The organism is Oceaniglobus sp. K40-3 (assembly GCF_055808395.1).
Window position 1 is genome coordinate 2,884,791 of record NZ_CM147868.1, and the last position, 26,394, is coordinate 2,911,184.

The window sequence follows — 26,394 nt, forward strand, 5'->3', positions numbered from 1 at the left end:
AGTCCTCCCGAGGATTGATACTGTGTTTTCCAGCATTGCCCCGATACTGCGCAGCAAATATCACTGCGTCAATAGACTGTATCAATTGAGTATCAATTGTGATCTTCAGCACCGGGTCGCAAAGCCCGGGTCAGAAACCCCATAACGGCATCGCGCATGGCCGGGGTTTCGGCATGGCCCAGCGCAGTTTCCACATGAAACGCGGCCATATCGCCCGCCCCGGCAACATCATAGGCCGCCACAAGATCATCGCGCGCCCGCGCGAATGCGGCGGGCGGTGTGCTCCAATCCTGCATCCCGGCACAGTGCAACACCGGCCGCGGTGCCGAAAGCGCGGCCACCTGCCCCGTGCGCCCCAGCGCCAAAAGCCCCGGCACGGTCATGTAGTTGCCATGCCCATCATGGGCGCCGGTTTCAATCAGCAATCCCATATCAGCGAAACAGCACATGGAGACCGCCGCCGCGATCTGCGGCTCGATCGCCGCCAGCCACCAGGCCAGGGTGCCGCCCATGGAAATGCCCATCGCCCCGATCCGGGTCGAGATCAACACCCGGCTGTTCGGCAAGCCACACCAGCCCCGCCACCTGTTCGGCCAGCATCTGCCCAAACAAGGTGCGCCCCTGCCAAAGCCGCGCCTTGGCGGTGGCGTTTTCCGCGTCATTCGCGCGGGCGCCGAAACACGGCATTTCAAGACACAGCACCGCAAACCCGGCATCGCCAAGCGCCGGCGCATAGGGGCCGGTCAGGGCCGGGCGCCCGCCGGTCAGTTCGGCCATACCGATATCGTACCGCCCACCATGGGCGTGACAGTACAGCAGCGCCGGCGCAGGCCCACCCCCGTGGCGGAATGAACAGCCCCGGCACCGCCTGCCCCGTGTCAGTGGTAAACCGCAGGTGTTGCACCGCGCCCGCCTGTTCCTGCGCGCAGGCCACAAAGCGACGCTCGCCAACCTCACCGCCCAACAGCCGCAGAATTTCCTGCCGTTCAATCGTCATGACGCATCCTTCCCCAACCCAATCAATGCCACCTTGCGCGCAGACAGGCCCCCGGGCAAACATTGTCTGGGCAACATCACGCGAGAGTCCGATGACACAGCACGACAACAAGACCCCACTCGCCCCCGGCGAAGGGATCACCCGCTGGGCCATGGCCGCCCCGCAAGGTGAATATTTCCCCGGCACGGCACGGCCTTTGGAAGACCGGATTGATTACCGCTTTGTGAATGGCCGGGTCGACACCGGCGATTTGCCCTGCCGCGAGGCGATTCACGCCATTCGCGGTGCCAATGATCCACGCCCCGATACCTGCCCTGTGGCCGATTTTGACAGTATCCACCTGAGTGGCGACAGCCCCGATGCCGATTTCTCGCAATTCTGCCACCGCCCCACCCTGATCCGGCATCTGCTGCGTTGCACAATGGCGGGCGATGGTGCCGCGCGGTTCGCCCTGTCGACCTGTGGCGGTGTGCGGATTTGGCTGGATGATCACCTGATCGCCCGGTTTCAGCCCTTTCAGCGCAATCAAAAGCAATTCACCGAGATAACCCTGCCCCTCACCCCCGATGGCGGCATGCTCACGGTGGAACTTGAGGATCTGCACGAACGTGACACCACCTGTTTTGTCTCGCTGATCCTGCTTGAGGGCACCGGGGTGCAGGCCGCCCTGCCCAAGGGGCAGGCGACACCCGGCCTTGCCCCGATCCTTGCGGCCATGGCCAGCCTGCGCACGGACCGGGTGTTTTACACCGGTGGCACCGTATCGCTGATCTGCGATGATCCGCCCCCGGCCCCCCTGCATCTGACCGCCACCGACATCGCCCAATTTCCCCGTGGCGGCATCGCTGTGGCCGGGTCGCCCTGCCCCGATGTGGCCCTCACCCTTTCAACCGACGCGCCCGGCGCGCTGTTGTTCGATGCGCACGACGCGCCGCAGGGCTGTGTCACCCTCACCCTGCGCACCCGGATCGGCACGGGCGAAATCACCCGCCATCTGGGCACCACGATCCTTGCGCGCACAACACCGCTGGACCAACCCGACCTTGGCGCGCGCAAATCCGCCGCCCTCGCCCTGATCCGGGCCGAGGCCGCCTTTGACCCCGCCGTCGCCCTCGCCCTGTTTGCCGCTGGGCAAGCCACGCCCCGGGCCTGCGCCATCCTTGAACAGGCGATAACGACCGTTGAACAGCGTTGGGATTGCTGCGATTTCTCGCTCCTGCCGCTGCTGCGCATCCTGCGCGATCACACCGCCCATGTCCCCCTGGCGTTGGTCACACGACTGCAAGAGGCGGTGCAGGGGTTTCGCTATTGGCTGGATCAGCCGGGCAATGATGTCATGTGGTTCTGGTCGGAAAACCATGTGGCCTGCTTTCACGTCTGCCAGCTGGTGGCGGGCGGGATGTTTCCCGCTGAAACCTTCTCCAACAGCGGGCTGACCGGGGCCGAACTGCACCGCATGGCCACCGCGCGCCTGCACCGCTGGTTTGACGGGATCGAGGCGCACGGGCTGGGCGAGTGGAACTCTGCCGCCTATTACCCGATCGACCTTCTGGCGCTGCTGTCCCTGCACGACATGGGGAATGACCCCGAATTGCGCCGCCGCGCCGCCGCCCTGATGGACCGGATTTTCATCATGACCGGGCTGCACACCCTCGGCGGCGTTCCCGCCGGGTCGCAGGGGCGCGCTTACGAAAAAGAGCTTCTCGCCGGGCCTGCCACCGAATTGGGCAGCGTGGCCGCCGTGGCCTTTGGCGGCCCCTTCGTGCCCGGGTTTGACCGCGCAACGGCGCTGTTTTGCCTGTCCGATTATACCCCGCCCGCCGATGCCGCCCCCTATGCCCGCCCTGCGCAAGGCCAAAGCATCGAGGCGCGCTATACTCAGGGTCTCGATCATCTGGGCCGCCTCAGCCTTTATAAAACCACCGATGCCCAGCTTTCCACGGTCAGCGATCACAAGACTGGCCAACCCGGCCATCAGCAACATGTCATTGATGTGCAATGCGCGGCCCACCCCATGGCGCGCCTCTGGATCAACCACCCCGGCGAGCTGAAGGAATGGGGCGAACGGCGCCCCTCGCTGTTGGCCGGAAACGGGCATCTGCCCCGGGTCGCCCAACATGGGGCCATGGCGATGCTGATCTATGATCTGCCCCACGATGCGCCCCTTGCCTTTACACAAATGTTCGCCCCCGCCGATGCTTTCACAAGCATCGAACACAAAGACGGCTGGATGATCCTGCATTGCGGCGACGCGCGCATCGCCATCTGGTGCAGCGCGCCCCCGGCCACCATCCCCCGTGGCCAATACCAAGGCAGCCTGTGGCGTGCGCAAGGGCGGCGCATGGCTTGGGTGGTCACGATCGATGATGATCTGCCCCCCACGCCCCGGTTCGTTCCTGAAACCCGCCGCCTGCAAACACACAGCAAAGGTCAGGCGGTCACGCTTGATTTCGACGGTCCGCTCACGGTGGATGGCACGCCCACCCCGTTCGCACCGCTGTCACCGATCCCCCTCATCACGGTGAACACGCGGCCATAGGCCCCGCTCCGCCGGACACGGGCGCCAAACAAATAATGTCGTGGCGCGCAACGCGCGCCTCCGCTGGATCAGACCGCGCCGCCAAGGCCCGCGATGACACCGCGCAATTCGGCCAGCCCGCGCATCCGCCCGATCAGCGGATAACCGGGCATGCCCTGCGACGCCAGATCGCTCAGCAAATCCTGCCCATGGTCGGGGCGGAACGGGATCTGCCAATCGGCGCGCCCCTCACCCTTGCGCCGGTCTTCCTCGGCCAGCAGGGCGCGCAGGGTGGCAACGATATCGGTGTCGCCCTCCAGATGCGCCGCCTCGAAAAAGCTGCTGCGGGCGCCAAAAGCGGGCGCAATCCGCTTGGTGTTGCGCAAATGGGCAAAGTGGATTTTCGGCCCCAGTGCCGTGATGAATTCCACCGGATCAAACGCCGGATCAATCCCCAATGACCCGGTACACAGCGTCGCGCCATTGGCCGGGCTTTCCACCGCGCCCAGGACCGCGCGATAATCACCCAGCGATGACATGATCCGCGGCAGCCCCAGCAACGGAAACGGCGGATCGTCCGGGTGGCAACACAGCCGCAGGCCCAACCGTTCGGCCACCGGCACCACCTGCGCCAGAAAATCCACCAGATTTTGCCGCAAGGTCGGTGCGTCGATGGGGGCATAGCGGGCCAGATGGCCCTTTATGTCGTCCAGCGTCCAGTTATCATTGGCCCCGGGCAGGCCCGCAACGATATTGTTCTGCAAGGCCAGCCGCGCGCCATCATCCATCCCTGCGTTGCGGTCCCGCGCGGCGGCAATACACTCCTCGGGGTAATCGTCAAACGCCGCCGGCCGTTCCAGAATGAACAGATCGAAGGCGGCGAAATCCACCAGATCGAACAGCATCGCCGTGCCCCCATGGGGCATGGGCGCGCGCAGCACCGTACGGGTCCAGTCCAGCACCGGCATGAAGTTGTAGCAGATCACCGAAATCCCGGCAGCGGCCAGATGTTCCATGCTGGTGATATAATTGGCGATATGCGCGTCATATCCTTCGGCCTTGGTCTTGATCGCCTCGCTCACCGGCAGGCTTTCCACCACATCCCACGTCAGCCCCGACGCCCCGCCACCCGGCAGCGTGCCAATCAACGCCTGACGCGCCGCAATCTCATCTGCGGGCCAGACGATGCCCGGCTTGAACTGGTGCAGCGCCGAAACCACGCCCTGCACCCCCGCCTGCCGCATTTCACCCGTGCTGACCGTGTCTGCCGGGCCGAACCAACGCCATGTCTGTTTCACACCTATTCTCCTTACCGCTGCCGCAGCTTGTCCATCACCCGGCCCCAGCCGCCGGGGCTGACCAGAAATGACAGGATGAACCCGGCGCAAAACCCGCCCAGCTCTGCCACCCAATAATTGCCCCCGCCAAACAGCAGCCCGAACAACAGTTGAAACGCCATCAGAAACCCGATCAGCGTAAACGCCTTGGCGCGGTTCTGGTGGATCGCCCCAAGGCCTGTCCACAACACGAATGTATAGGCCCCGATCAGCCCGTAAACAGCCGGATAGCCGCCAATCAGCGCCACCCGGTCATTCAGAAACAGCCCATAGCACGCCGCCCCCACGATGGCCGATCCGAAAAAGATCACCAGCAGGGCAATGGGGTGGAACAATTCGCCCACGTATTTTCCCATGGCCAGAAGAAACACCAGAACGAACGCCAGATGGGCAAACCCCTGATGGACAAACACATATGTCACCATGCGCATCACATCGGACAGGTGCCATTGCCCCGTGGCCACTGCCCGGTCAAACACATCGGGCAGGAAGGCATAGGAATTGAACGCCGCGATCCGCCATCCCACCCCCTGCGGGCCACCGGCAAATCCATAGGCCCCCGCCTGAAACACCAGTTCGATCCCCACCAGCACCACCGCCAGCGCGACAACGACAGGCGGCAGGGGATTGATCGGGGTGATGTTGTGGTCACTGCGCATGGCGGCCCTTCCTTGACGGCGATTGCCCCCATGGGTAAGCGAGCGGAACGGGAATATCCAGACGGAGTATCGACCATGGCTGCCACATCCTTCACGCCGCGCGTCTTTTCGGGCATTCAGCCCTCGGGCGGGTTGCATCTGGGCAATTACCTTGGCGCGATCAAACGGTTTGTCGATATGCAGAATGACGGATTGAACGGTCAGTCGTTTGAAACCATCTATTGCATGGTCGATCTGCACGCCATCACCGTCTGGCAAGATCCCGCAACCCTGCGCCGCAACACCCGCGAACTCTGCGCCGGCTTCATCGCCAGCGGAATCGACCCGGAAAAATCGGTGCTGATCAATCAATCCCAGGTGCCCGAACACGCGCAACTGGCGTGGATTTTCAACTGTGTGGCGCGCATGGGCTGGATGCAGCGGATGACCCAGTGGAAGGACAAGGCCGGCAAGAATACGCAAAACGCCTCGCTGGGCCTGTTTGCCTATCCGGCGCTGATGGCGGCCGACATCCTGATTTACCACGCCACCCATGTGCCAGTGGGCGAGGATCAGAAACAGCATCTTGAGCTGACCCGCGACATTGCCGCCAAGTTCAACAATGATTTCGGCGTCGATTTCTTTCCGATGACTGAACCCGTGATCGAAGGCGCCGCCACGCGTGTGATGTCATTCCGCGACGGCACCAAAAAGATGAGCAAATCCGATCCATCCGATGCCTCGCGCATCAACATGACCGACGACGCCGACACGATCGCCAAAAAGATCCGCAAGGCCAAGACCGACCCCGAGCCACTGCCCGAAACCCTTGAGGGTTTGGAAGGCCGCCCCGAGGCGCGCAATCTGATCAACATGTATGCCGCCCTGTCCGACATCACCGCCGAGGCGGCAATGGCCCAGGTGGGTGGTCAACAGTTTGGTCAGTTCAAACCGATGCTGGCCGATCTGGCCGTGGAAAAACTGGCGCCGATTTCGGGGGAAATGGCCCGCCTCATGGAACAGCCCGATGAAATCGACGCGATTCTGGCGCGCGGGGCCGAACGGGCGCGCGAGATTTCCGCGCCGATCCTGCGCGACGTCTATGACATCGTCGGTCTGGTGCGCTGAGCCATGCCAACCACCCTTGTTCTGCTGGGCCACCCTGAACGGGCGTCGTTCAACGGGGCCTGGGCCGAGGCCAGCGCCGATGCCGCCCGTGCGCAGGGCCATGATGTGCTGTTCAGCGCACCCCATGACGAAGGGTTCGATGCGGCTGAACACGCTGATCATTACAGCGATCCGCCCCGCCCCTTTGATCCGCTGAAGGCACAGGAAGGCCCCCTGCCCGCCCATGTCCTGCGCGAGGCGGACCGCCTGCGCGCCGCCGACCGGTTGATCCTGCATTTTCCCATGTGGTGGTTTGCGCCCCCTGCCATGGTCAAAGGCTGGACCGAGCGGGTGCTGGCCCACGGGCATTTGCACGATGTGGCCAACCGGTTTGACACCGGGCGGTTCCGCCAGCTTGAAGTGTTGTTCTGTGTCACCACCGGTTCCAGGGCCAATGAAAGCGGGCCGGACGGGCGCGAGGGGAATTGGCAAATGTTGCTCTGGCCGCTGGCACAGACGTTTCGTTATCTTGGCGCGACGGTAAAAACCCCCGTGGCGGTGCATGGCGTGCATGGCTATCACACCGGCGCGGCGCAGGAGGCCTTGCAGGCGCGCCTGCGCGCCACGCTGGACCAGCAAAGCGACATCATCGCTGGCTGGGCCGACCGCCCCAATCTAATGTTCAATCCGGACACTGATTTTGACGATACCGGCCGGTTGCGCCCCGACGCCCCCGCACACACGCCTTTTATCCGGCACCCCGATTGATCAATCTGCCCGCGCTTGCTGCCCCGTCAGCGGCGCAAGACCACGACAGATGATCGACACGGCGCTGTCGGCCAGATGATCGGCCTCAAGCGGCGCGACCTTGTCAAAGGCCAGACGCCAGACCGCCGCCATGATCAGCGGTGCGATCATCACCCGCAAATCCAGATCAAGGGCATCTTCCCGCACCTCACCGCGCTGAAGGGCGCGCTGCAAGATGCCCCGCACCATCGCCTCGACCCGGCTGATGACCCGGCGGTGGTAGAATTCGGCCAATTCGGGGAAACGCCCGCTTTCAGCGATCAGAACCCGCAACAAATGGATGGAATCGGTTTTCACCACGCCCCGCAGAATGTCACGGATCATGGTGGCAAAGACCTGCTCGAACGGCGCGTCATGCTCTGCGGTCTGTGTGGCATCATTCAGGGCTGCGCCCAGACGATCCTCGAACACTGCGTGAATCAGCGATTCCTTGTCGGCGAAATACAGATAGACCGTTGAACGCGCGATCCCCGAACGGGCGGCGACACTGGCAATACTGGTGCCGGCATAACCCTTTTCCACAAGCTCAAGAAATGCCGCGGCGATAATTTCGTCGGGGCGGTGTTTCTTGCGGCGGCGGCGTTTTGGCGCGCCTGAATTGGTTGACACATCTTGCACCATGCCTCTTAATGACACATGTGTCAGTAATTGGAAATACCGTGGATATAATCCGATGAAAGATACCAAGGGCCACCAGCCCCCGGCCTGCCTTTGGCCGACAACGGGCGCGCGGCAGGCGGCGACCTGCCCGACGCCGCGCCCAAACCCCGGCGCGCCCGCTGGCTGGCGCTGATTCCGCTGGTGATGGTGTCGGTGTTTACCGGGGCGGTTGTGGGGATGTATTTTCAGCCCCCCGGTCTGCGGGTGTTTTTTGGCCTTACCGGGTTGGAGCCGGGGGCCGGCAGCAACACCCCCATCGCCGTGGCCGTGCAACAGGTCACCCGCCAGGAACAGGTTGCCGTGGTCAGCGAGGGCAGCATCGTGGCACTGGGGCGGATCATCCCCAACGGCGATGTGATCCGCATCGCCGCCCCCTTTGGCGCAGGCGACGCCCGGGTCAGCCAGTTGCACGTGAAAACCGGGCAACAGGTGGCAAAAGGCGCGGTTCTGGCCGAACTGGACAATACCCACCAGTTGCAAAGCGCGGTGGACGCCGCCCAGGCCCGGATCAAGATTAGCGAAGCGGCATTGTCGCAAACCCGCGCCGCGACCCGCGCCAGCCGGGATGAGGCCCAGGCCGCCCTTGACCGGGCCGAGGCAACCGCGAAACAGACCCAGACCGACCTGGACCGCGCCACATCATTGCTGGAACGCGGCGTCACCACACGGGCCGATTTTGACGCTGTGGTGTCCCGCGCAACCGAGGCCCGGCGCGACGTGGAGCGCAGCCGCGCCACCCTGTCGCGGTTCGATCCTGCCGCAGGCGGGGTGCAGGCCGATATTGCATTGGCCGAGGCCAATCTGGCCGCCGCCCGTGTTGATCTGGCCCGTGCCACCCGCGACCTTGATCAGGGCGTGGTGCTGGCCCCCATCGACGGCACCATTCTTGATATCAACACCCGCGTCGGTGAACGCCCCACCAGCGCGGGCATTGTCGATATGGGCGACACCAGCCAGATGACGGTGCAGGCCGAGGTCTATCAAACCCTGATCGGGCGCGTTTCTGTCGGTGATCCGGTTACCATGTCCGCCCCGGCGCTGGCGCAGGATCTGACGGGCATTGTCCATGCCATCGGGTTTGAAATCGGGCGCCAATCCATCACATCGGACGATCCCGCCGCCAACACCGATGCGCGGATTGTGGATGTGATCATCTGGCTTGATGCCCCCTCAACCGCGCTGGCACAGCGGTTCACCAATCTGGAAACCATCGTGCGCATCACCCCGGGACACCGCGAATGAACCGGCTTTTGGCCGCGCTGTTCGGGCGGTTGCCGATCGGCTGGTTGCAACTGACCCACAACAAGGCGCGCTTTGCCGCCGCTGTCGCGGGCGTGGCCTTTGCCAATATTCTGGTGTTCCTGCAACTGGGAATCCTTGGCGCGCTGAATGATGCGACAACTGCGCCTTACGGGTTTTTCAACGCCGACATCCTCATTTCAGCCGAGGATGCCAATACCCTGACCGATGGCAGCAACGTGGCGCGCAACCGGCTGTTTCAGGCGCTAAGCGTGCCAAGGGTGGCCACGGGCACCCCCCTGTTCGTCGGCAATCTGTCGTTTCTGTTGCCGGACGGGTCAAATTCCACGCTTCTGACCTTTGGGATCGACGTGGCGCAAACCGGGTTCGTTGCGCCCGATGTCGCGGCGCAACTGGCAAGGCTGGCCAATGAAAACACCGCCCTGATCGACACCGCAACCCGGGGCGTTGACCCGGCCCTGTTCGACGGGCTGAAGGCGGGCCGGCCCTTTCCGTTTGAAATCAACGGTCAGACGATGACAGCGGTGGGCACCATCCGCATGGGTGGCGGGTTTGTGGCCGATGGCATCCAGTTCGTATCCGACCAAACCTTCCTGCGGTTCTTTCGCAACCGCACCAGCAGCGCGCCCAACCATATTCTGTTGCAGGTCGATAAGGGCGCCTCGGTAAATGCGGTGGTCGAACGCCTGCGCGCCACCCTGCCCGACGATGCGGTAAAGGTGCGCACCTTGGCCAGGGCCGCCGCTGACGATCTGTCCTATCAGACCACGGAAAAACCCACGGGCATCATCTTTGGCTTTGGGGTGTTCATCGGCATGATCGTGGGAATCGTGATCGTTTATCAGGTGCTGTCGACCGATGTGGCCGATCACCTGCGCGAATACGCCACCTTCAAGGCCATGGGGTATGATCAGCGGTTTTTCCTTGGCATCGTGCTGGAAGAGGCGATCGTGCTGGCAATATTCGGCTTTATACCCGGCGTTCTTGTGGCTTTGGGAATGTATCAGGGCATTGCCATGGCCAGCGGCCTGCCTGTCGCCATGGATGTGGCGCGCGCGGTCATGGTGTTTGTCGGCACCCTTGCCGCCTGCGCGCTGTCGGGCGCCATCGCCACCCGGCGTCTGGCCGCCGCCGATCCGGCGGATCTGTTCTGATGGAACCCCCGATCACGGTCAGCGGGCTGAACCATTACTTTGGCACCGGCGAGGCGCGCAAACAGGCGATCTTTGACATCAATCTGGACATCGCCCCCGGCAAGCTGACCATCCTCATGGGGCCGTCCGGGTCAGGCAAAACCACGCTGCTGACGTTGATGGGCTGTTTGCGCGAGGTGCAGGAGGGCCGCGTGCGCCTGCTCGGGGCCGAACTGCACGGCGCGCCCAACGCCCGGCTGGTGGCCCTGCGGCGGCGTCTGGGGTTCATCTTTCAGGCCCACAACCTGCACGAAAGCCTGACAGCCGCCCAGAATGTTCTGATGGGGCTTCAGGTTCACGGGCGGGGCGATCCGGCAAAACAACTGGCCGCGGCCCATTACATGCTGGGCCTTGTGGGGTTGTCCGAGCGGCTGAATTATCTGCCGGGCAGCCTGTCAGGCGGGCAGAAACAGCGGGTGGCGGTGGCGCGGGCGCTGGTGTCCAACCCTGAAATCATCTTTGCCGATGAACCCACCGCCGCATTGGACAAGGAATCAGGGCATACGGTGGTCGAGATGCTGAAACGGCTGGGCCAGAAACGGCAGGTGACCACGGTGATGGTCACCCACGATAACCGCATTCTGGAACTGGCCGACCGGATCATCACCCTTGAGGAGGGGCGCATCGCCAAAGACGATCAGATCACCGGTTAAGGTTCAGCCCTTGGCGCAGGCCCGGGCGCAAACACTGCTGGCCGCCTCAAGCGCGCCCTTGCCATGGGGAATATCCAGCGCCTTCAGCCCCGCATCAATGCAGCCCAGAACCCCCAGCACCATATGCGCATTCACATGGCCCATATGCCCAAGGCGAAAGAACCCGCCAGAGCCGCGATCATCATTGGATACCATGCCCAGCCCGATCCCGAGGGTCACGCCGGCGTTTTCCTTCACCCAATCCTGCAACCGATCCCCGTCGGGTGCAGCGATCCGCAGGGATGTGACCGAATGACTGCGCAGGGCCGGATCGGCGATGTTCAGCTCCAGCGTGCCACCGGCACCCCAGGCATCGAACGCCGCCCAGACGGCCTCTGCCAATACGATGTGGCGGGCCAGCACATTATCCAGCCCTTCTTCGGCGATCATATCAAGGGCGGCGCGCAAGCCATAGATGTGATGGGTCGGCGCGGTGCCGTCAAAGAACTGCCACAGCATTTCAGCGGTGCCGCGCACCCGCCAATCCCAGTAATGGGTCGCACAATCGGCCGTTTCACGCACGGCGTCGGCACGGTCGTTGTAAAACACAAACCCCAATCCCGGCGGTGTCATCAACCCTTTCTGGCTGGCCGAAACCATCACATCGACGCCCCAGTCATCCATGCGGAAATCATCACACCCCAGGCTGGCAACGCAATCGGCCATCAACAGGGCCGGATGGCCCGCCGCATCCAGGGTGGCGCGAATGGCTGCCATATCGTTACGCACCCCGGTTGAGGTATCCACATGCACCGCCATCACCGCCCTGATCCGGTGATCCGGGTCGGCGGCCAGCGCCTCGGCCAGACGGGCCATATCGACGGGGGCGCGTTTGCCGTAATCCAGCACCTCGCATTCGGCGCCCATACGTTCGGCCACCTCGGACCAGCCGATGGCAAACCGCCCCGTGGCCAGCACCAGCACCCGATCACCACGCGACAGAACATTGGCCAGCGCCGCCTCCCATGCCCCATGGCCGTTGCAGATATAGGGCGCGCAATATCCTTCGGTGCGCGCGATCGCCTTCAGGTCGGCCACGATCCCCGGCATCATATCCACCAGTTCCCCGGCATAGATATTGGGCGCGGCGCGGTGCATGGCGTTCAGCACCCTGTCAGGCATGACCGACGGACCGGGAATGGCAAGGTAATGACGACCGTTGGACAGCATGATGATTTCTCCGGGAAAAAGCGATGCTTTGTGGTATTCCCCGGGCGAAGGGCCGTCAATCGGGCAAACGCCCGCAAACCCCACGCCAAGCGCGCTTTTCAATTCCCGCCCCAACAGATAGCAGGGAATGAATTGCCGGAGCCGCCCGAGATGCCCAAACAGCCCGTTACCCAAACCTCCCGCGCCCTGATGGGCCGTCTGTGGCGCGAATATGTCGCGCAACACTGGCCATGGATCACCGTGGCCTTTGCGATGATGGTGATCGAAGGTTCCACCGTGGGCCTGCTCAGCTATATGTTGCAGCCGATGTTCGACATGGTTTTCGTCAATGGCAACACCAACGCCATGTGGTGGGTGGGTGTGGGCATTCTGGTGCTGTTCGTGGTGCGCGCCCTGACCGGGGTGGTGCAGCGGGTTCTGCTCGTGCGGGTGGCACAACAATCCAGCACCGAAATGCAGATTGATCTGCTGGGTCATATGATGACGCTGGATTCCACCTATTTTCAGAAAAACTCTCCCGGGATGCTGATTGAACGGGTGCAGGGCGATACTTTGGCCGTTCAGGGGGTGTGGCAGGTGCTTATTCAGGGGGTCGGGCGCGATTTGGTCGCGCTGGCCTCGCTGTTTGTGGTTGCCCTGAACGTCGACTGGCGCTGGACGCTGACCGCCCTTGTCGGCATTCCCCTGCTGGTGCTGCCGTCGATGGCGCTGCAACGCTATGTGCGGCGCAAGACCGGCCAGATGCGTGATGCCGCCACCCAGCGTTCAACCCGGCTGGATGAAATCTTCCATGGCATCAACCCGATCAAACTGAACGGGATGGAATCCTATCAACTGGGCCGGTTCCGAAGTGTGGTGCACCGGATTGTCGGGGTGAACGTGAAAACCACCGCCGGGCAATCCATGCTGCCCGGGATGATCGACATCATGACCGGGCTTGGGTTTTTCGGCGTTCTGGTTCTGGGCGGGCGCGAGATCATCGAGGGCGAGAAAACGGTGGGGCAATTCATGTCGTTCTTCACCGCGATGGCGCTGGCGTTTCAACCCCTGCGCCGGCTCGGCTCTCTCTCTGGTATCTTTCAGATCGCCGCCGCCTCGCTTGAGCGGCTTTACGGCATCCTTGATCTGCGCCCCGGCATCACCAGCCCCGCCAGCCCCCGCCAAATGGCCGCGAAAACCGCGGACATCGTGCTGCGGGACGTGCATTTCGCCTATGGCGATACGGCGGTCCTGAACGGGCTGTCCCTGACCGCCGCCGCAGGAAAGACGACGGCGTTGGTTGGCGCATCCGGTGCGGGGAAAAGCACTGTTTTCAACGTATTGACGCGGTTGGTTGATCCACAATCCGGCGCGGTGCAGCTGGGCGATGTGCCCGTATCGGAACTGGACCTGTCCGAGTTGCGCGGGATGTTTTCCACCGTCACGCAAGACGCGCTGTTGTTTGATGAAACGATCCGCGAAAACATCCTTTTGGGCCGTGAGGATGTGGACGACGCGCACCTTGCCGCCGTACTGAACGCCGCCCATGTTTCCGATTTTCTGTCCAATTTGCCACAGGGCATCGACAGCCACGCCGGGCCGCGCGGATCAAACCTGTCGGGCGGACAGCGCCAGAGGGTGGCGATTGCCCGCGCCCTGTTGCGCGACACGCCGATCCTGCTGCTGGACGAGGCGACATCCGCCCTCGACGCCCACTCCGAGGCGATCATCCAAAGCGCGCTTGAGCGGCTCAGCCAAGGGCGCACAACGCTGGTCATTGCCCATCGTCTGGCCACCATCCGCAACGCCGATCTGATCGTGGTGATGGACAGGGGCCGCGTGGCGGAACAGGGCACCCACGACGATCTGCTGGCGCAGGGCGGGCTTTATGCCGATCTTTACCGTCTGCAATTCAAGAAACACGACACCTAACGGCGGTTGTACCCCGCGCGAGCCCGCTCTGGCGATACCCCGGCGAAATAGCGCGCCAAGGTCCACAGGTTGCGCGCCCCCCGCCGCAGCCAGCCGCCCGCGACATACCGCTCAGCCCCCGTGTGCACCACCGCATCCAGCGGGCGCAATGTGCCGCGCAGTGCCCGGGCCAGCGCCACATCCTCCATCAGCGGCAGGTCAGGCACGCCCCCCACCCGCGCCAACAGATCACGCGACACCAACAGCCCCTGATCGCCATACGGCAGGCCGAGCCAGCGCGACCGCACATTCGCCCAGCCCGCCACGATGCGCGGCGCCGCCCCCTTGGCCCGAAACGCCAGACGGAACCACCCGGCGCAGTCCACCTGCCCGGCCAAATGCGCCTCGACCGCCATGACCCAACCATCGCCGGGCCAACTGTCGGCGTGCAGGATCAGCACCCAGGGGGCGTCAGCCGCCGCCACGCCCCGTGCGATCTGTGCGCCCCGCCCCGGCGCGCCCTGCACCACATGGGCGCCCAGCCCCTCGGCCATCGCGACCGTGCCATCCTGTGATCCGCCATCCGACACCACCAGCCGCCGGATCAGCCCCGCCTCAAGCCCCGGCATCAGCGCCGCCGCGCAGCGCGGCAAGCTGTCCGCGGCGTTCAGGGTCGGGATTACGATGGTCAGCGGGGCGGGCATGGCGGCCATGGTCATTGCATTGCCCCATCCCTATATATCGCCAAAAGAGGAGCCGAAAGATGAACACGACCGATCCGCGACGCATTCTCGCCATCGCCGGCGCCGAGGCCCACGATTTTCTGCAAGGGCTGGTCACCAATAATGTACCCGACACACCGGGAGTCTTGCGCTATGGCGCGCTGCTGACGCCTCAGGGGAAATATCTGTGCGATTTCTTCATGTTCGTGCAGGATGATACCCTGTTCCTCGACATTCCCGCCGCGCTGTTCGATGATCTGAAACAGCGGCTGACCATGTATCGCCTGCGCCGCAAGATCACCCTCGATGAAACCGCCCTGCCCGTGGCCCGTGGCACTGGCGCGATGCCCGACGGCGCCCTGCCCGATCCGCGCCACCCCGCCCTTGGCTGGCGCGGCTATGGCGAAGGCTTTGTCAGCGACGCCACCGATTGGGATGCCCTGCGTGTGCAACATTGCATCCCCGCCGCCGGGATCGAGCTGATCCCCAACGATACCTATCTGCTTGAGGCCGGGTTCGAACGGCTGAACGGGCTGGATTTTCGCAAAGGGTGCTATGTCGGGCAGGAAATCAACGCCCGGATGAAGCACAAGACCGAGCTGAAAAAGGGATTGGCCACAGTGGCAATCACCGGCACCGCGCCCGTCGGCACCCCTTTGACGCGCGACGGAAAACCCGCAGGCACGCTGTTCACCCAATCGGGCGGCAGGGCCATTGCCCATCTGCGGTTCGACCGGGCAACCGGGCCGATGCAGGCAGAGGGGGCGACGGTGACGCGGATTTGAAACGCGAAAGGCGCGCGCCCCCTGCGGTGCGACGCGCCCTTTGCCATGCCCGAACGCTCAGGCGCGTTCGGCGTAATCCATGGTATCGGTGTTTACGATGATGTCTTCATCCTGCCCCACGAACGGCGGCACCATCACCTTGACCCCATTATCAAGGATGGCGGGTTTGAAACTGTTGGCGGCGGTCTGCCCCTTGACCACCGGTTCTGTTTCAACAACCTTGCAGGTCACCTTTTGCGGCAGCGAGGCGTTCAGCGCCTCGGCATCGTAGAATTCAACCTTGATGGTCATCCCATCCTGAAGAAACGGGCGGCGTTCACCCAAAAGCTCGGCAGGCAGTTCAATCTGTTCATAGGTTTCGGTGTCCATGAACACCAGCATACCGTCAGATTCGTAAAGAAACTGTTGATCCTTCTGTTCCAGCCGAACCTTTTCCACCTTGTCGGCGGAACGAAACCGTTCGTTAAGCTTTGAACCGTTACGAAGGTTACGAAGTTCGACCTGGGCAAACGCCCCGCCCTTACCGGGTTTCACATGATCAACTTTCACGGCTGCCCAAAGGCCGCCGTTATGCTCCAGAACATTTCCGGGGCGAATTTCGTTTCCGTTAACTTTGGGCATTGAGGCAAAACCATGGCAAAAGGTTGATCGGACTTTGGCAAACCCTATATCTGGGCAGGGAATGGCTTTCAAGGCGCCGTTTTGGGGGTGATTGTTTATCAGTCATGCACTGACTGCATAGGTGATATTCCAAATGAGAAACACAGAATCAGGTTGTTAGCGTCCATAAGGGGCCTCACGCCGAAAACGCAAGAGCAAGAATTGAGGACGAGATGTCAGATTTCGTTGATGGAACCGCTTTCAACCATGAACAAGGCAACCGCGCACGCAAACTGTTTGCTGCCGTCGTGTTGGCCGCACTGGATGATGCCATTGCCGACGACAAGAAATATGGGAATGGCCCCGAACAAATCGCCCGCTGGGCACGGTCGCGCGATGGGCGCGAAGTGTTGTCCTGTGCCGGGATCGACCCGAACGAACGTGTTGTCTCGGGCCTGATGGATTTCGTGTCAAAGGGGATCCGCACGTCGGTCGCCCTGTCGCGCGAAGAAAGCGAGCGTCGCCACGCCGCGCAGGCCGAAGCGGCCTGATCTTTCCCCACCGCCAAACGCGCCCCCGGTGCGTTTCCACCCTCCGGCGCGTCGCCGCCTTTGATTGTGACGTAACCCGAGGCGAGGGGGAATATGGCCAGGGCGATCATGATTCAGGGCGCCGGTTCGAACGTCGGGAAATCGATGATCGTCGCCGGCCTGGCCCGGGCCTGTCTGCGCAGGGGTCTTTCCGTGGCCCCCTTCAAGCCCCAGAACATGAGCAACAACGCCGCTGTCACCGTTGATGGCGGTGAGATCGGGCGCGCCCAGGCGCTTCAGGCGCGGGCGGCGGGGCGCGAACCCGTGGTCGATATGAACCCCGTTTTGCTGAAGCCGGAAACCGACACAGGCGCGCAGATTATTCTGCGGGGACAACGCTTTGCCACCTTGCGCGCGCGGGAATACGGCGCCCGCAAGCACGAGCTGTTGCCCGCTGTTCTGGACAGTTTCCGACGGCTGGCAACAACCGCCGATCTGATCCTGATCGAAGGCGCGGGCAGCCCTGCTGAAATCAACCTGCGCGCCGGAGATATTGCCAACATGGGCTTTGCCGAGGCCGCTGATCTGCCGGTGATCCTGATTGGCGACATCGACCGGGGCGGCGTGATTGCCCAATGCGTCGGCACCCACGCCGTGCTGCCGCCCGCTGATCGCGACCGCATCGTCGGCTTTGCGGTGAACAAGTTTCGCGGCGATGTGGCGCTGTTTGACGACGGGCTGGCCGAAATCGTGGCGCGCACCGGCTGGCCCAGTCTGGGGGTTTTGCCCTGGTTCGACGGGGCCTGGCGCCTGCCCGCCGAAGACGTGATGGACATCGCCAGCCGCAAGGGCGGCGCCTTTCGCGTTGTCGTGCCGCGCCTGTCGCGCATTGCGAATTTCGACGATCTTGATCCCCTGTCCGCCGACCCCCAGATCACGGTCGACATTATAGAGCCCGGGCGCGCCCTGCCCGGCGATGCCGATCTGGTGCTGATCCCGGGCAGCAAGGCGACGCTGGCCGATATGGCCTATCTGCGGGCGCAGGGGTGGGACATTGACATCGCCGCCCACCACCGCCGGGGCGGGCATGTTCTGGGCATTTGCGGCGGCTATCAAATGCTCGGGCGGGAAATTATCGACGCATCCGGCATCGAGGGGCCGCCGGGCCGCATCGCCGGGCTGGGCCTGCTGGACGTCACCACCAATATGGAGCCGGAAAAGCGCCTGTCGCTGACCCATGCCACCGACACGGCCAGCGGCGCGGCGGTTGCGGGCTATGAGATCCACCTTGGACGCACCACGGGGCCGGATTGCGCCCACGCATGGCTGGATATTGATGGCCGTGCCGAAGGCGCCAGTTCGCCTGACGGACGGGTGCGTGGCTGCTATCTGCATGGGCTGTTCGCCGCTGACGGGTTTCGCACGGCGTTCTTGCAACGGCTGGGGGTGATGGCCACGGAAATCAGCTATGATGCCACGGTGGAACAGACGCTGGATGCCTTGGCCGATCACCTGGAGCGGCATATGGACATTGATCAGTTGCTGAAACTGGCCCGGCCGGTCGCCTGACCTCCGGCCCTTCTCGCAATACCTTGAACACTCGGCATCACCCAACGCGTTGAAATCTTTTATTTCAGGCAGTGTCAGGTGATGCAGGCTTTTGCGAAATTGCTTTATTCGAAATCGCGGATCGAAATGGCGCGCATGATTTCGCGCCGCACCAATTTGCGCACGTTCCGGGTGATCCGTTCGCCCAAATCGCCCTGCAATTCCTGGCGCACGATTTCGGCCACCATGTCGCGCAGCGCCTCTTCGTCGATCACCGCATCCTCGTTGGAAAAGGCGAACTGGGTGTCGTCTGGCGTTTGCTGATTGTTTCGGTGGCGTTCCGCGTCCAGAATTTCAACGCCATCGTCCGTTTCCGGGATTTCGACCGTCGGCTCTACCGGCGCCTCGAACATCTGGTCAGGGTCAACTGTCGCGTCGTCCGACGGCGCATCGGCAAGGCCGACATCAAGCTCCAGATCGCTGACCAGATCATCCAGATCGACCACACCATCCGCGGCTGGCTCTTCCCCGCTGCGGGCGGGAAACAGCACCATCGTCGGACGGTGTTGCGATGTGTCTTCGCTGCCGTCGGGTTCGAATTCTGTGGCCTGCGCGGTAACCGCCGCCTCAAGCTCGGAAATGCGGCGTTCCAGCGTCTTGGTGTAATCCTCGGCCAGTTTGGCCGTTTGCGCGGCTGGTATGGCCTCGGTTTCGTCAGGGTCAGTCGATGGCGAAATGCGGTAATCCTGCGTGAGAACCAGCTTGCCGTCGTCTGCCGCAGGTTCGCGTCTGGACCGCCCTGAATCGACCGAAACCAGCCGCCGGATGGACGACAGCACATCTTCAATTTCGACGTTGGTCACTGGATCGGACATGTTCCTGCCTCTGTCTGCTCTGCCAAAAGTGTAAACCGAGTTGCCGTCACACACAACTCATAGAGACAATTGTGGTTTAAGAACCCTTGGCAGCGCAAAGACCCCGTCCGGCCCTGTTATTTCTTGCCAAGGGATTTCAGCACCCGGTCGAGCTTTTCCCCCTGCGGACTGACAAAGCGCGTCGGTGCGACGCGCACGGCGTTGTAATAGGCCGCCGGATCATAGGACACGACCCCAAGACCCAGATGTTCGACCGTCAACAACCCCATGGAGGCCAGCAGACTGTAAACAGCGGTAATCCGGTTGGTTTCGGATGTGATCCGCGCCGCGCGGGCGTTCAGAAGTTCCTGTTCGGCGTTCAGAACATCCAGCGTGGTCCGGGCGCCGAGGGTCGCTTCTTCCTGCACCCCGCGAAAGGCGACGGTCGCCGCGCGCACCTGTTCATCGCTGGCCTTGAGACTGGCCACCGCCACCGTGAGCGACGCCCAGGCATTGCCAACTGTCTGTTCCACGAGGGATTGGGTGTCGTGCAGGCCGGCGCGGCTTGCATCGCGCCGGGCCTGCGCCTGCCGCACGCCCGAGCTGAGCGCCCCACCCTGATAAATCGGGCCACTGAGGCGCAGACCGATCGACGACGCGTTATCGAAATCCTCGTTCACCCCGACAGTGCCACGCAATTCCAACGTCGGTTTCATCGCTGCGGTGGCCCGTGCAATGGCCAGTTCGGCGATGGTCACCTGGCGCATGGCCTGGCGAATGTTGGGGTGGCTGCGGCGCGCCACACTCCGCGCGGCATCAAGGGATTTTGCGGTCTTTGGCGGGGTCGGCGGCGGGCTGAGCGTGCCGGGATAGCGGCCAACCGCCTGACGAAACGCTTCACGCGAGCCGGGCCAGATCACCCTGAGCCGCCGCCAGCCCCGAACGGGCCGCGGCCAGCCGGGATTCGGCAAGGGACACATCGGTGCGCGTCACCTCGCCCACCTCGAACCGGTCGCGCGCGGCGCGCAATTCCCGTTCGATCAAGCGCATGTTGCTTTGGCGCAGATTCACCTGGGCCGAATCGTTGCGCACCGAAAGATAGGCCTGAACCGTGGCCAGCAACACGTTCATTTCAACGCCGATCAGCCCTTCGCGGGTCGCCAGAACGGTTTCCTTGGCGATCTCGACCCCAAGCTGGGTGCCGCCGAAATCATAAAGCAACTGTTGCAACGAAATAGCGAGACTGCTGTCAGTATAATCAACACTCGACGACAGGGAAAAATTGTAAGTGCTGGTGGCAAGGTAACTGATCACCGGGCGCAGGGTGGCGACGGCCTGGGCCACATCTTCGTCAGCCGCACGCAGGGTGGCGCGATTCTGCTCCAAAAGGCCACTGTGTTTATAGGCCTCGACCAACGCATCGGGCAAGGTTTCGGCGTTCACGGCGACGGGCGCCATCAGCGACGCCCCCAGAATACTGGCCGACAGCAGGCCCGCGGCAATCCTCTTGGTCAACATCCGAGCATCTCCTGTTTCGTCCCGCAGGACATATAGCGGCTAGAGTACAAACGCGGGTTGCCGCGCAAATCCGGGCAACACAGGCGCCGAAGCGTTGAACGCAAACCGCCAGTTCACCTGACCATCCACGCGGTAACCGATCCGGCAGACCCCCAGCGCCCCTTCCTGAAAAAGACAGGCGATTCGCCCGCCTTCGTTCAACTGATCCAGCAGGGCCTGCGGCACTTCCTGCACCCCGCCCTGCACGATAATCACGTCATAAGGGCCGTGCTGTGGGGCGCCTGCGATCAGCTCGGCTTCGACCACCGCCACATTATCAACGCCCTGATCGCTCAGGGTATCGGCGGCCTCGCGCGCCATGTCAGGGTCTTCCTCGACAGCGATTACCGCCTCGGCCATAGAGGCCAGAATGGCCGATGAATAGCCGTAGGTGCAGCCAATATCCAGCGCCAGATCGCCAGGCTGCACATCCAGGGCATCCAGCATCTTGGCCAGGGTCCGCGGTTCGGCGATGATACGCCCCTGCCCCAGATCAATGTTTTCGCCCATATAGGCCGCCTCACTGCGTGGGGACGACACATAAAGTTCGCGCGGCACAGTCAGCATCGCGTCTATTATGGGAAATTTGGTCACATCAGCCGGGCGGATCTGATTGTCCACCATCATGGTGCGGCGCTTGGCAAAGTCGGTCATGGACTGAACTCATCCGTTCATTTCGTTGGAAATCGGTTTGACACGAATTCCCGGGCTGGGCAACAGGGCGATCTACCGCAACCCCGTTCAGGGCGCGGGCAACCGCCCGGTGTGGTGATATGGACGCGCTCCCAAGGAATCCTCCCGGAACGTGCCAGAGCTGAAAGTACGTCCTGTTTTCACCGCCTTGCGTCGCTTCAACCGTTCCGGGTTCGGGCCACGCCCGCCGTTTGCAACAGGTCTGTCAAAGCTCTGCATTCTCCTGACGAACTGGTTCGCGCTGAATCCGCCGTGGTGCGTATTGCCAAATCCAAGGCAGCCCCCACCCTGCTTTGCCGATATTTCATAGCTGACAGCAGCCATCAGACGGTGCCGCCCATCACAGCCCAAAGCAAAAGGGAGCAATGAATGTGCAGAGACCCCACTTGCAGCCCACCCGCCAACGCGCTAAACGCCCTTCACCACAACGGGCTAGGCGAGTTGGCGGAGTGGTTACGCAGCGGATTGCAAATCCGTGAACAGGAGTTCGATTCTCCTACTCGCCTCCATTTGTTTTCAATGGCTTAGCCAAGAATCCGTGGATTTACCGATGCCCATTTTTCAGGGCATTTTACAATTTCGTTCCTGCGGCGTTCTTTTCGGCCTTGGCGACAAGCTCCAAAATCTTGTCGGTCTTGTCGCCTCCGACGACCGCGTAGACCTCGATCATCCGTGTCGCGTAGCGCAGATTTCAGCCGAAGACTGTCGCAAGTCGGAACGCATCGGCTCCGGCCTCCAGGAGTTTGGTGGTTGCGGTCCCACGACAGTCGTGCAGATGCAGGCTGTGGCCCAGCGCTTCTTCCGTCAGCCCCGCCTTGTTCTTCCAGTGGCTGAGGCGCTGCGACACATACCGCTTCGTCCAGGCCTCCCCGGAGGGGTTCGTGAGAATGTATTCCTGCCCGTCCGGAGCGGTGTCGATGATCTCCGCCATTTTCTGCGTGATCGGGATGTGCGCGAAGACCCCGCGCTTCGCGGTTGAGACGCGCAGACGGCGGTTGCCGGAGGCGAGCGTTTCGACGTTGAACCGGCGGAGCTGCACGAGGTCGGCTGGCCGAAGACCGGTCGCGGTCGCGGCGATCAGAACCCGCCCCATGTGGGCATCCTCTGATGCCTGCGCATCCCGTTCACGATATACCATCTGGCCCAGATCGGTCGATTTCAGGCTCGCGACGACAGAGCGGACATCGAGGCTGGAACCCGCCGCGTAATCGTTGATCTCATGCAGGTTCCCGGCTTCGGCCAGGGGATAGGTCAGCTCACCATCGATGGATGCGTGGTCAGGATCTCGCAGCAAGGCTGCGTTCCAGGGCGCGCGGCCTTTCTTCCTTGCGTGTTTGTTGGACTGATTTGATCGTGCTGAGGCTTCTGCCGCGCATTGTATGCCCTGCGTCCGCTGCGTATTTGATAATCACGCCATTGGACGTGGGGCGGCTGTAGCTTGCAAACTCATCGTCGCAACCGGCTCACGCCAGTGCCATAACGCCGCTGGGACCGCGCCCCCTGCCTTGCGACACATTATAATCCAATCCTAGAACCTTTGCAGATCGATCCTGCAAGGCCGGAAAGCCGAACAAAAACACCATTCCCTCCGTCGCCAGAAAGCGCGTCATCATCACGAATGCCCTGTGCAAGCGCCGTCAGGACCGGGACGACGGCCTGACAGATACAGGGGCTAAGTTCCCAGAAATGCCGCGCGCCGCTCAAGCAGAGCATCGCAGAGATAATCCACGAACAGCCGGACGCGCCGCACCCGGCGCAGCTCGCCGTGCAGCAGCACCCAGGTCGAGCGGCGCTGGTCGAGCTGGGTGCCCGGGACGCGTTGCAGCTCGGGGAACACCGATGTCACCCAGGTTGCAAGGAACGTCATCCCCGCACCGGCACGCACAAGGTGCAGATGCATTTCCGGGTCGGGTACGCAGTGACGCACGCGCGCCTCGGGGAAAGCGGAGCCCGCGATCATTGTGACAAGCTCGGGCACGTCACCATATCCCACCCAGCAAAGCCCCTGCCCCTTGCGGCCCGCTTTGGGCAGGGCGCTGTCGATGTAGTCGCGCGACGCCACCACCCCGATCGACAGCGGAAACAGCTTGCGGCCCACGGCGTCGTCCTCGATCACAGCGGCATGACGGATCGAGACATCCGTTTCGTTCCGGGCGATCGAATCGAGCGTGTAGGCAAGCCGAAGCTCGATCTCGATCTCGGGATAGAGCGCGGCGAAGTCGGCCAGCACCGGGGCCAGCAGGTAATGCGCCGTCATCGGATCGGCCGATAGTCGGATACGCCCGGATGCCTCGCGGTCGAGGCCCTGCACCGCGTTGAACCCCTTCAGGAGCGCGGCTTCGGCCTCGAGCGCCTGCGGCAACAGTCTGCGACCGGCCGCGGTCAGGGCGAGGCCATCCGCGCCCCGTCGGAACAGCCGGGTGCCAAGCTGCGCCTCCAGTGCCTCGACCTGCCGGCGCAGAGTCGCATGGGTGCCGCCCGACTGCTCGGCTGCGGCCCGAAGCGAGCCGTTTCGCGCGACGGCCAAAAAGGCCGGAAGGGATTTCCAATCCATCGGCACCCGGATCGTTAATGAACCACTGCGGACTATTATAGCCACTCTTTGGAGCACGAAGAACCCTCTATCTCGATGCGCACACCCAAAGACCAAGGAGGTTCCCCCGATGACAGCGACGCGCACAGCCTGGCACATCCCGCACTATGGCCGCCCCGAAACCCTGACGCCCATCACCCTGCCCATGCCGCAACCCGGCCCGACCGAGGTGCTGATCCGCATCCATGCCTCTGCTGTGACACGGGCAGACGGGATGATGCGCAAGGGCGAGCCGCTGTTCGCGCGGCCTTTCCTTGGCCTGCGGCGTCCGCGCAACGGGCTGTCCGGCACTGGCCTGTCGGGCGAGGTAATCGCTGTCGGCGAAAAGGTGAATCGCTTTGCCTCCGGTGATCTGGTCTTTGGCGAGGCGGGGCTGCGCTTTGGGGCCAATGCGAGCCACATTTGTGTCGACGAGGACGGCGTTCTGATGCCCAAGCCCGACGCCCTGCCCCACGAGGACGCGGCTGTCCTCTGTGACGGCGTGCTTACGTCATGGCACTTTCTGCGCAACCTCGGCCAGGTCCAGAACGGTGATCGCGTGCTGATCCTTGGCGGGGCCGGCAGTCTTGGCAGTGCCGCGGTGCAGATTGCCGCCGACATGGGCGCCGACGTGACGGCCACCTGCAGCGCCCGCAACGCCAGTTTCGTTGCCTCGCTCGGGGCTGCACGGGTGATCGACTATACCAGCGACGAGGCTTTGCAGCTTGGGGCCGGATACGACGTAATCTTCGATACGCTGGGCGTCGCGTCCTTTTCAGCCGCCAGGCCGGCGCTGGCCACGGCGGGGCGCTACCTCTGCCCGGTCCTGACGTTGGGGCGCCTGCCCGCGATTCTGCTGTCGCGCCTGATGGGACGGAAACGCGCCCTGTTCGCGGCCGTTGGCCTGGAAAAGCCGCAGCGTCTGCGGGCCATGCTGGCCGAGATCCTGACCCAGATCGACCAGGGCCGCCTTACCCCGGTCATGGGCCGGATTTATCCGCTGTCCGACCTTATCGAGGCCCACGCCTATGTCGAGGCGGGGCATAAACGCGGCAATGTCGTCGTTGTGTAAAAGCGCGCGACGCAGTCCGGCGAAATCGGCGGCGACGGCGAAAACAAAATGACAGATTGTCGGCCTTGATCCCGCCCGCAAGAGCGTTCGAAAGCAGCCGGGTTGCAGCCATGGAGATCATGGCGAAGGTCCGCATTGGCCCGGTGAATGCACGTTGACATGGGGCCGTTGCCCGGCTCTTCGGGGCACCAGAACCGGTTTACCGCCCCCGTACAATCCATTGAAATCCTATGATCGCCCCAGAGACGGTTTGCAAAATCGCTTGACGAAATCAACGCCGCATAGGGATTTCAATCCGTCGGAACGCTATAGATGCGCCTATTCGCCTGCCGGTGCTGTCGATGGTTTTCAACATATCCGGGCGCGGGCAGGTTTGGCTTTGGGCCACGGTTGCCCCTGCCGCAGCGACAGTGCCAGATTGGCACGGGATTGGGCCTGCCCGCTCAGGCTGTGCGCCGCGCCGCCCGGATGCTGAACGGGATGGAAGCCAGATAAAGCAGCGAACAAATTGCCAGCGTAAGCCACGTATAGGTCAGCAGGGCGGCGATGAAAAAGACGAACCCGATCAGGAAATACCGCACCTTTTCCCGGGCGATGGTGGTGGATTTCAGGGAAAAGGTCGGCACGCGGCTGATCATCAGCAACCCCATGATCACGATCCACACACAAATCGCCAGTTCGGCAGGGGTGTCCTGGGGGGCGTAATCGTCAAGGAACGCCAGATACATGGGCAACATCGCCAGAATTGCCCCGGCGGGCGCGGGGACACCGGTAAAGAACCCCTTTGGCGCCTCGTGCCCCCCGGCCCGCGCACCGACATTGAACCGGGCCAGCCGGGTCACACAGCAGACCGAAAAGATCAGGATCGCGATCCATGCTTCGTTGCGCATGTCCTGCAAGGCCCAGAGATAGACCAAAAGCACCGGCGCCACCCCGAAATTGACGAAATCGGCCAGCGAGATCCAGTTCGGCCCCGATCAGGCTTTCGCTTTTCAACAGGCGCGCCACGCGGCCATCAAGGCCATCAAGCACCCCGGCCAGCAAGATCAGCCGCACGGCCCGTTCAAAATTTCCCTCGATCCCGAACCGGATCGCCGTCAGCCCGGCGCAGATCGCGGCCAGGGTCAGAAGGTTGGGCAAAAGCTGCACAATGTGCATTTCCGATTTCGGCGCCTTGGGGGTTTTCATCGGC

General features: G+C 62.9%; 24 protein-coding genes, 1 tRNA gene and 2 pseudogenes. 12 read left to right on the top strand and 15 right to left on the bottom strand.

What is annotated here, in order from left to right; genetic code table 11:
• Window positions 1-92: 92 nt before the first annotated feature.
• Together AC0L7P_RS14980 and AC0L7P_RS14985 are read right to left on the bottom strand one after the other, a co-directional pair.
• Entirely contained in the window at window positions 93-449 is a 357-nt protein-coding gene (locus AC0L7P_RS14980; protein ID WP_473433460.1) for a hypothetical protein, read from the bottom strand.
• Entirely contained in the window at window positions 433-777 is a 345-nt protein-coding gene (locus tag AC0L7P_RS14985; protein ID WP_473433461.1) for a hypothetical protein, read from the bottom strand. The genes AC0L7P_RS14980 and AC0L7P_RS14985 overlap by 17 nt, the downstream gene beginning before the upstream one ends.
• A 311-nt stretch (window positions 778-1,088) precedes the next feature.
• Between AC0L7P_RS14985 and AC0L7P_RS14990 the strand changes: the two genes are divergently transcribed.
• Complete coding sequence (locus tag AC0L7P_RS14990; protein WP_473433462.1) at window positions 1,089-3,536, top strand: hypothetical protein; 2,448 nt, start codon at window positions 1,089-1,091, stop codon at window positions 3,534-3,536.
• A gap of 68 nt (window positions 3,537-3,604) precedes the next feature.
• Here AC0L7P_RS14990 and uxuA read toward each other — a convergent pair whose 3' ends face one another.
• Together uxuA and AC0L7P_RS15000 are read right to left on the bottom strand one after the other, a co-directional pair.
• The gene (uxuA, locus tag AC0L7P_RS14995; RefSeq protein ID WP_473433463.1) at window positions 3,605-4,813 is read right to left on the bottom strand and encodes a mannonate dehydratase; all 1,209 of its coding nucleotides are present in this window, start codon (window positions 4,811-4,813) and stop codon (window positions 3,605-3,607) included.
• Between the two features lie 11 nt (window positions 4,814-4,824).
• A complete protein-coding gene (locus tag AC0L7P_RS15000) occupies window positions 4,825-5,511 on the bottom strand; it encodes a rhomboid family intramembrane serine protease (protein ID WP_473433464.1) in 687 nt (228 codons plus the stop codon).
• Between the two features lie 75 nt (window positions 5,512-5,586).
• Between AC0L7P_RS15000 and trpS the strand changes: the two genes are divergently transcribed.
• Both trpS and AC0L7P_RS15010 read left to right on the top strand, forming a co-directional pair.
• Complete coding sequence (gene trpS / locus AC0L7P_RS15005; protein ID WP_473433465.1) at window positions 5,587-6,618, top strand: tryptophan--tRNA ligase; 1,032 nt, start codon at window positions 5,587-5,589, stop codon at window positions 6,616-6,618.
• A 3-nt stretch (window positions 6,619-6,621) separates the two neighbouring features.
• Window positions 6,622-7,365 (top strand): NAD(P)H-dependent oxidoreductase, encoded by a 744-nt coding sequence (locus AC0L7P_RS15010; RefSeq protein WP_473433466.1) that lies wholly within the window; start codon window positions 6,622-6,624, stop codon window positions 7,363-7,365.
• On the opposite strand, the gene AC0L7P_RS15015 is transcribed toward AC0L7P_RS15010, so the two are convergent.
• Window positions 7,366-8,013 carry a TetR/AcrR family transcriptional regulator gene (locus AC0L7P_RS15015; protein WP_473433467.1) on the bottom strand — a complete coding sequence of 216 codons (648 nt, stop codon included), beginning with the start codon at window positions 8,011-8,013 and terminating at the stop codon, window positions 7,366-7,368.
• A gap of 102 nt (window positions 8,014-8,115) precedes the next feature.
• On the opposite strand from AC0L7P_RS15015, the gene AC0L7P_RS15020 reads away from it, so the two are divergent.
• The 3 genes from AC0L7P_RS15020 to AC0L7P_RS15030 are packed head-to-tail and all read left to right on the top strand — an operon-like array spanning window position 8,116 to window position 11,170.
• Window positions 8,116-9,306 (top strand): hypothetical protein, encoded by a 1,191-nt coding sequence (locus AC0L7P_RS15020; RefSeq protein ID WP_473433468.1) that lies wholly within the window; start codon window positions 8,116-8,118, stop codon window positions 9,304-9,306.
• On the top strand, window positions 9,303-10,478 hold the full coding sequence (locus AC0L7P_RS15025; protein ID WP_473433469.1) for an FtsX-like permease family protein: 1,176 nt from the start codon (window positions 9,303-9,305) through the stop codon (window positions 10,476-10,478). The genes AC0L7P_RS15020 and AC0L7P_RS15025 overlap by 4 nt, the downstream gene beginning before the upstream one ends.
• Window positions 10,478-11,170: an ATP-binding cassette domain-containing protein gene (locus AC0L7P_RS15030; RefSeq protein ID WP_473433470.1), complete on the top strand. Its 693-nt coding sequence runs from the start codon at window positions 10,478-10,480 to the stop codon at window positions 11,168-11,170. Before AC0L7P_RS15025 ends, AC0L7P_RS15030 begins: the two co-directional genes overlap by 1 nt.
• A 3-nt stretch (window positions 11,171-11,173) precedes the next feature.
• On the opposite strand, the gene AC0L7P_RS15035 is transcribed toward AC0L7P_RS15030, so the two are convergent.
• Window positions 11,174-12,379: a pyridoxal-phosphate-dependent aminotransferase family protein gene (locus AC0L7P_RS15035; RefSeq protein WP_473435474.1), complete on the bottom strand. Its 1,206-nt coding sequence runs from the start codon at window positions 12,377-12,379 to the stop codon at window positions 11,174-11,176.
• 150 nt (window positions 12,380-12,529) lie between these two features.
• Between AC0L7P_RS15035 and AC0L7P_RS15040 the strand changes: the two genes are divergently transcribed.
• Window positions 12,530-14,290: an ABC transporter ATP-binding protein gene (locus tag AC0L7P_RS15040; RefSeq protein ID WP_473433471.1), complete on the top strand. Its 1,761-nt coding sequence runs from the start codon at window positions 12,530-12,532 to the stop codon at window positions 14,288-14,290.
• On the opposite strand, the gene AC0L7P_RS15045 is transcribed toward AC0L7P_RS15040, so the two are convergent.
• Window positions 14,287-14,973 carry a TIGR04283 family arsenosugar biosynthesis glycosyltransferase gene (locus tag AC0L7P_RS15045; protein ID WP_473435475.1) on the bottom strand — a complete coding sequence of 229 codons (687 nt, stop codon included), beginning with the start codon at window positions 14,971-14,973 and terminating at the stop codon, window positions 14,287-14,289. The two genes, AC0L7P_RS15040 and AC0L7P_RS15045, sit on opposite strands and share 4 nt — an antisense overlap.
• Window positions 14,974-15,032: 59 nt before the next feature.
• Between AC0L7P_RS15045 and ygfZ the strand changes: the two genes are divergently transcribed.
• Window positions 15,033-15,776: a CAF17-like 4Fe-4S cluster assembly/insertion protein YgfZ gene (gene ygfZ / locus AC0L7P_RS15050; protein WP_473433472.1), complete on the top strand. Its 744-nt coding sequence runs from the start codon at window positions 15,033-15,035 to the stop codon at window positions 15,774-15,776.
• Window positions 15,777-15,833: 57 nt separating this feature from the next.
• Here ygfZ and efp read toward each other — a convergent pair whose 3' ends face one another.
• The gene (gene efp / locus AC0L7P_RS15055; protein WP_473433473.1) at window positions 15,834-16,397 is read right to left on the bottom strand and encodes an elongation factor P; all 564 of its coding nucleotides are present in this window, start codon (window positions 16,395-16,397) and stop codon (window positions 15,834-15,836) included.
• 212 nt (window positions 16,398-16,609) lie between these two features.
• On the opposite strand from efp, the gene AC0L7P_RS15060 reads away from it, so the two are divergent.
• On the top strand, window positions 16,610-16,927 hold the full coding sequence (locus tag AC0L7P_RS15060; protein ID WP_473433474.1) for a DUF6280 family protein: 318 nt from the start codon (window positions 16,610-16,612) through the stop codon (window positions 16,925-16,927).
• A gap of 93 nt (window positions 16,928-17,020) precedes the next feature.
• Window positions 17,021-18,475, top strand: a complete 1,455-nt coding sequence (locus tag AC0L7P_RS15065) for a cobyric acid synthase (RefSeq protein WP_473433475.1) — start codon at window positions 17,021-17,023, stop codon at window positions 18,473-18,475.
• A gap of 104 nt (window positions 18,476-18,579) precedes the next feature.
• On the opposite strand, the gene AC0L7P_RS15070 is transcribed toward AC0L7P_RS15065, so the two are convergent.
• The 3 genes and pseudogenes from AC0L7P_RS15070 to AC0L7P_RS15080 form a co-directional block, all read right to left on the bottom strand.
• Complete coding sequence (locus tag AC0L7P_RS15070; RefSeq protein ID WP_473433476.1) at window positions 18,580-19,329, bottom strand: hypothetical protein; 750 nt, start codon at window positions 19,327-19,329, stop codon at window positions 18,580-18,582.
• A 116-nt stretch (window positions 19,330-19,445) separates the two neighbouring features.
• Window positions 19,446-20,826: pseudogene (locus AC0L7P_RS15075) on the bottom strand (TolC family outer membrane protein).
• Window positions 20,827-20,865: 39 nt separating this feature from the next.
• On the bottom strand, window positions 20,866-21,519 hold the full coding sequence (locus tag AC0L7P_RS15080) for a protein-L-isoaspartate O-methyltransferase family protein (protein ID WP_473433477.1): 654 nt from the start codon (window positions 21,517-21,519) through the stop codon (window positions 20,866-20,868).
• Between the two features lie 474 nt (window positions 21,520-21,993).
• Between AC0L7P_RS15080 and AC0L7P_RS15085 the strand changes: the two genes are divergently transcribed.
• Window positions 21,994-22,067, top strand: a tRNA-Cys gene (locus AC0L7P_RS15085).
• A 182-nt stretch (window positions 22,068-22,249) separates the two neighbouring features.
• On the opposite strand, the gene AC0L7P_RS15090 is transcribed toward AC0L7P_RS15085, so the two are convergent.
• The gene (locus AC0L7P_RS15090; RefSeq protein ID WP_473433478.1) at window positions 22,250-22,852 is read right to left on the bottom strand and encodes a tyrosine-type recombinase/integrase; all 603 of its coding nucleotides are present in this window, start codon (window positions 22,850-22,852) and stop codon (window positions 22,250-22,252) included.
• A 378-nt stretch (window positions 22,853-23,230) separates the two neighbouring features.
• Entirely contained in the window at window positions 23,231-24,112 is an 882-nt protein-coding gene (locus AC0L7P_RS15095) for a LysR family transcriptional regulator (protein WP_473433479.1), read from the bottom strand.
• A gap of 109 nt (window positions 24,113-24,221) precedes the next feature.
• Here AC0L7P_RS15095 and AC0L7P_RS15100 point away from each other — a divergent pair, with 109 nt between their 5' ends.
• Window positions 24,222-25,202, top strand: coding sequence for an NAD(P)-dependent alcohol dehydrogenase (locus AC0L7P_RS15100; protein WP_473433480.1), 981 nt, complete (start codon window positions 24,222-24,224; stop codon window positions 25,200-25,202).
• Between the two features lie 443 nt (window positions 25,203-25,645).
• Here AC0L7P_RS15100 and AC0L7P_RS15105 read toward each other — a convergent pair whose 3' ends face one another.
• Together AC0L7P_RS15105 and AC0L7P_RS15110 are read right to left on the bottom strand one after the other, a co-directional pair.
• On the bottom strand, window positions 25,646-26,125 hold the full coding sequence (locus tag AC0L7P_RS15105; protein WP_473435476.1) for a CDP-alcohol phosphatidyltransferase family protein: 480 nt from the start codon (window positions 26,123-26,125) through the stop codon (window positions 25,646-25,648).
• Between the two features lie 97 nt (window positions 26,126-26,222).
• Window positions 26,223-26,390, bottom strand: a pseudogene (locus AC0L7P_RS15110) (CDP-diacylglycerol--serine O-phosphatidyltransferase); the annotation flags it as partial.
• Window positions 26,391-26,394: the final 4 nt, after the last annotated feature.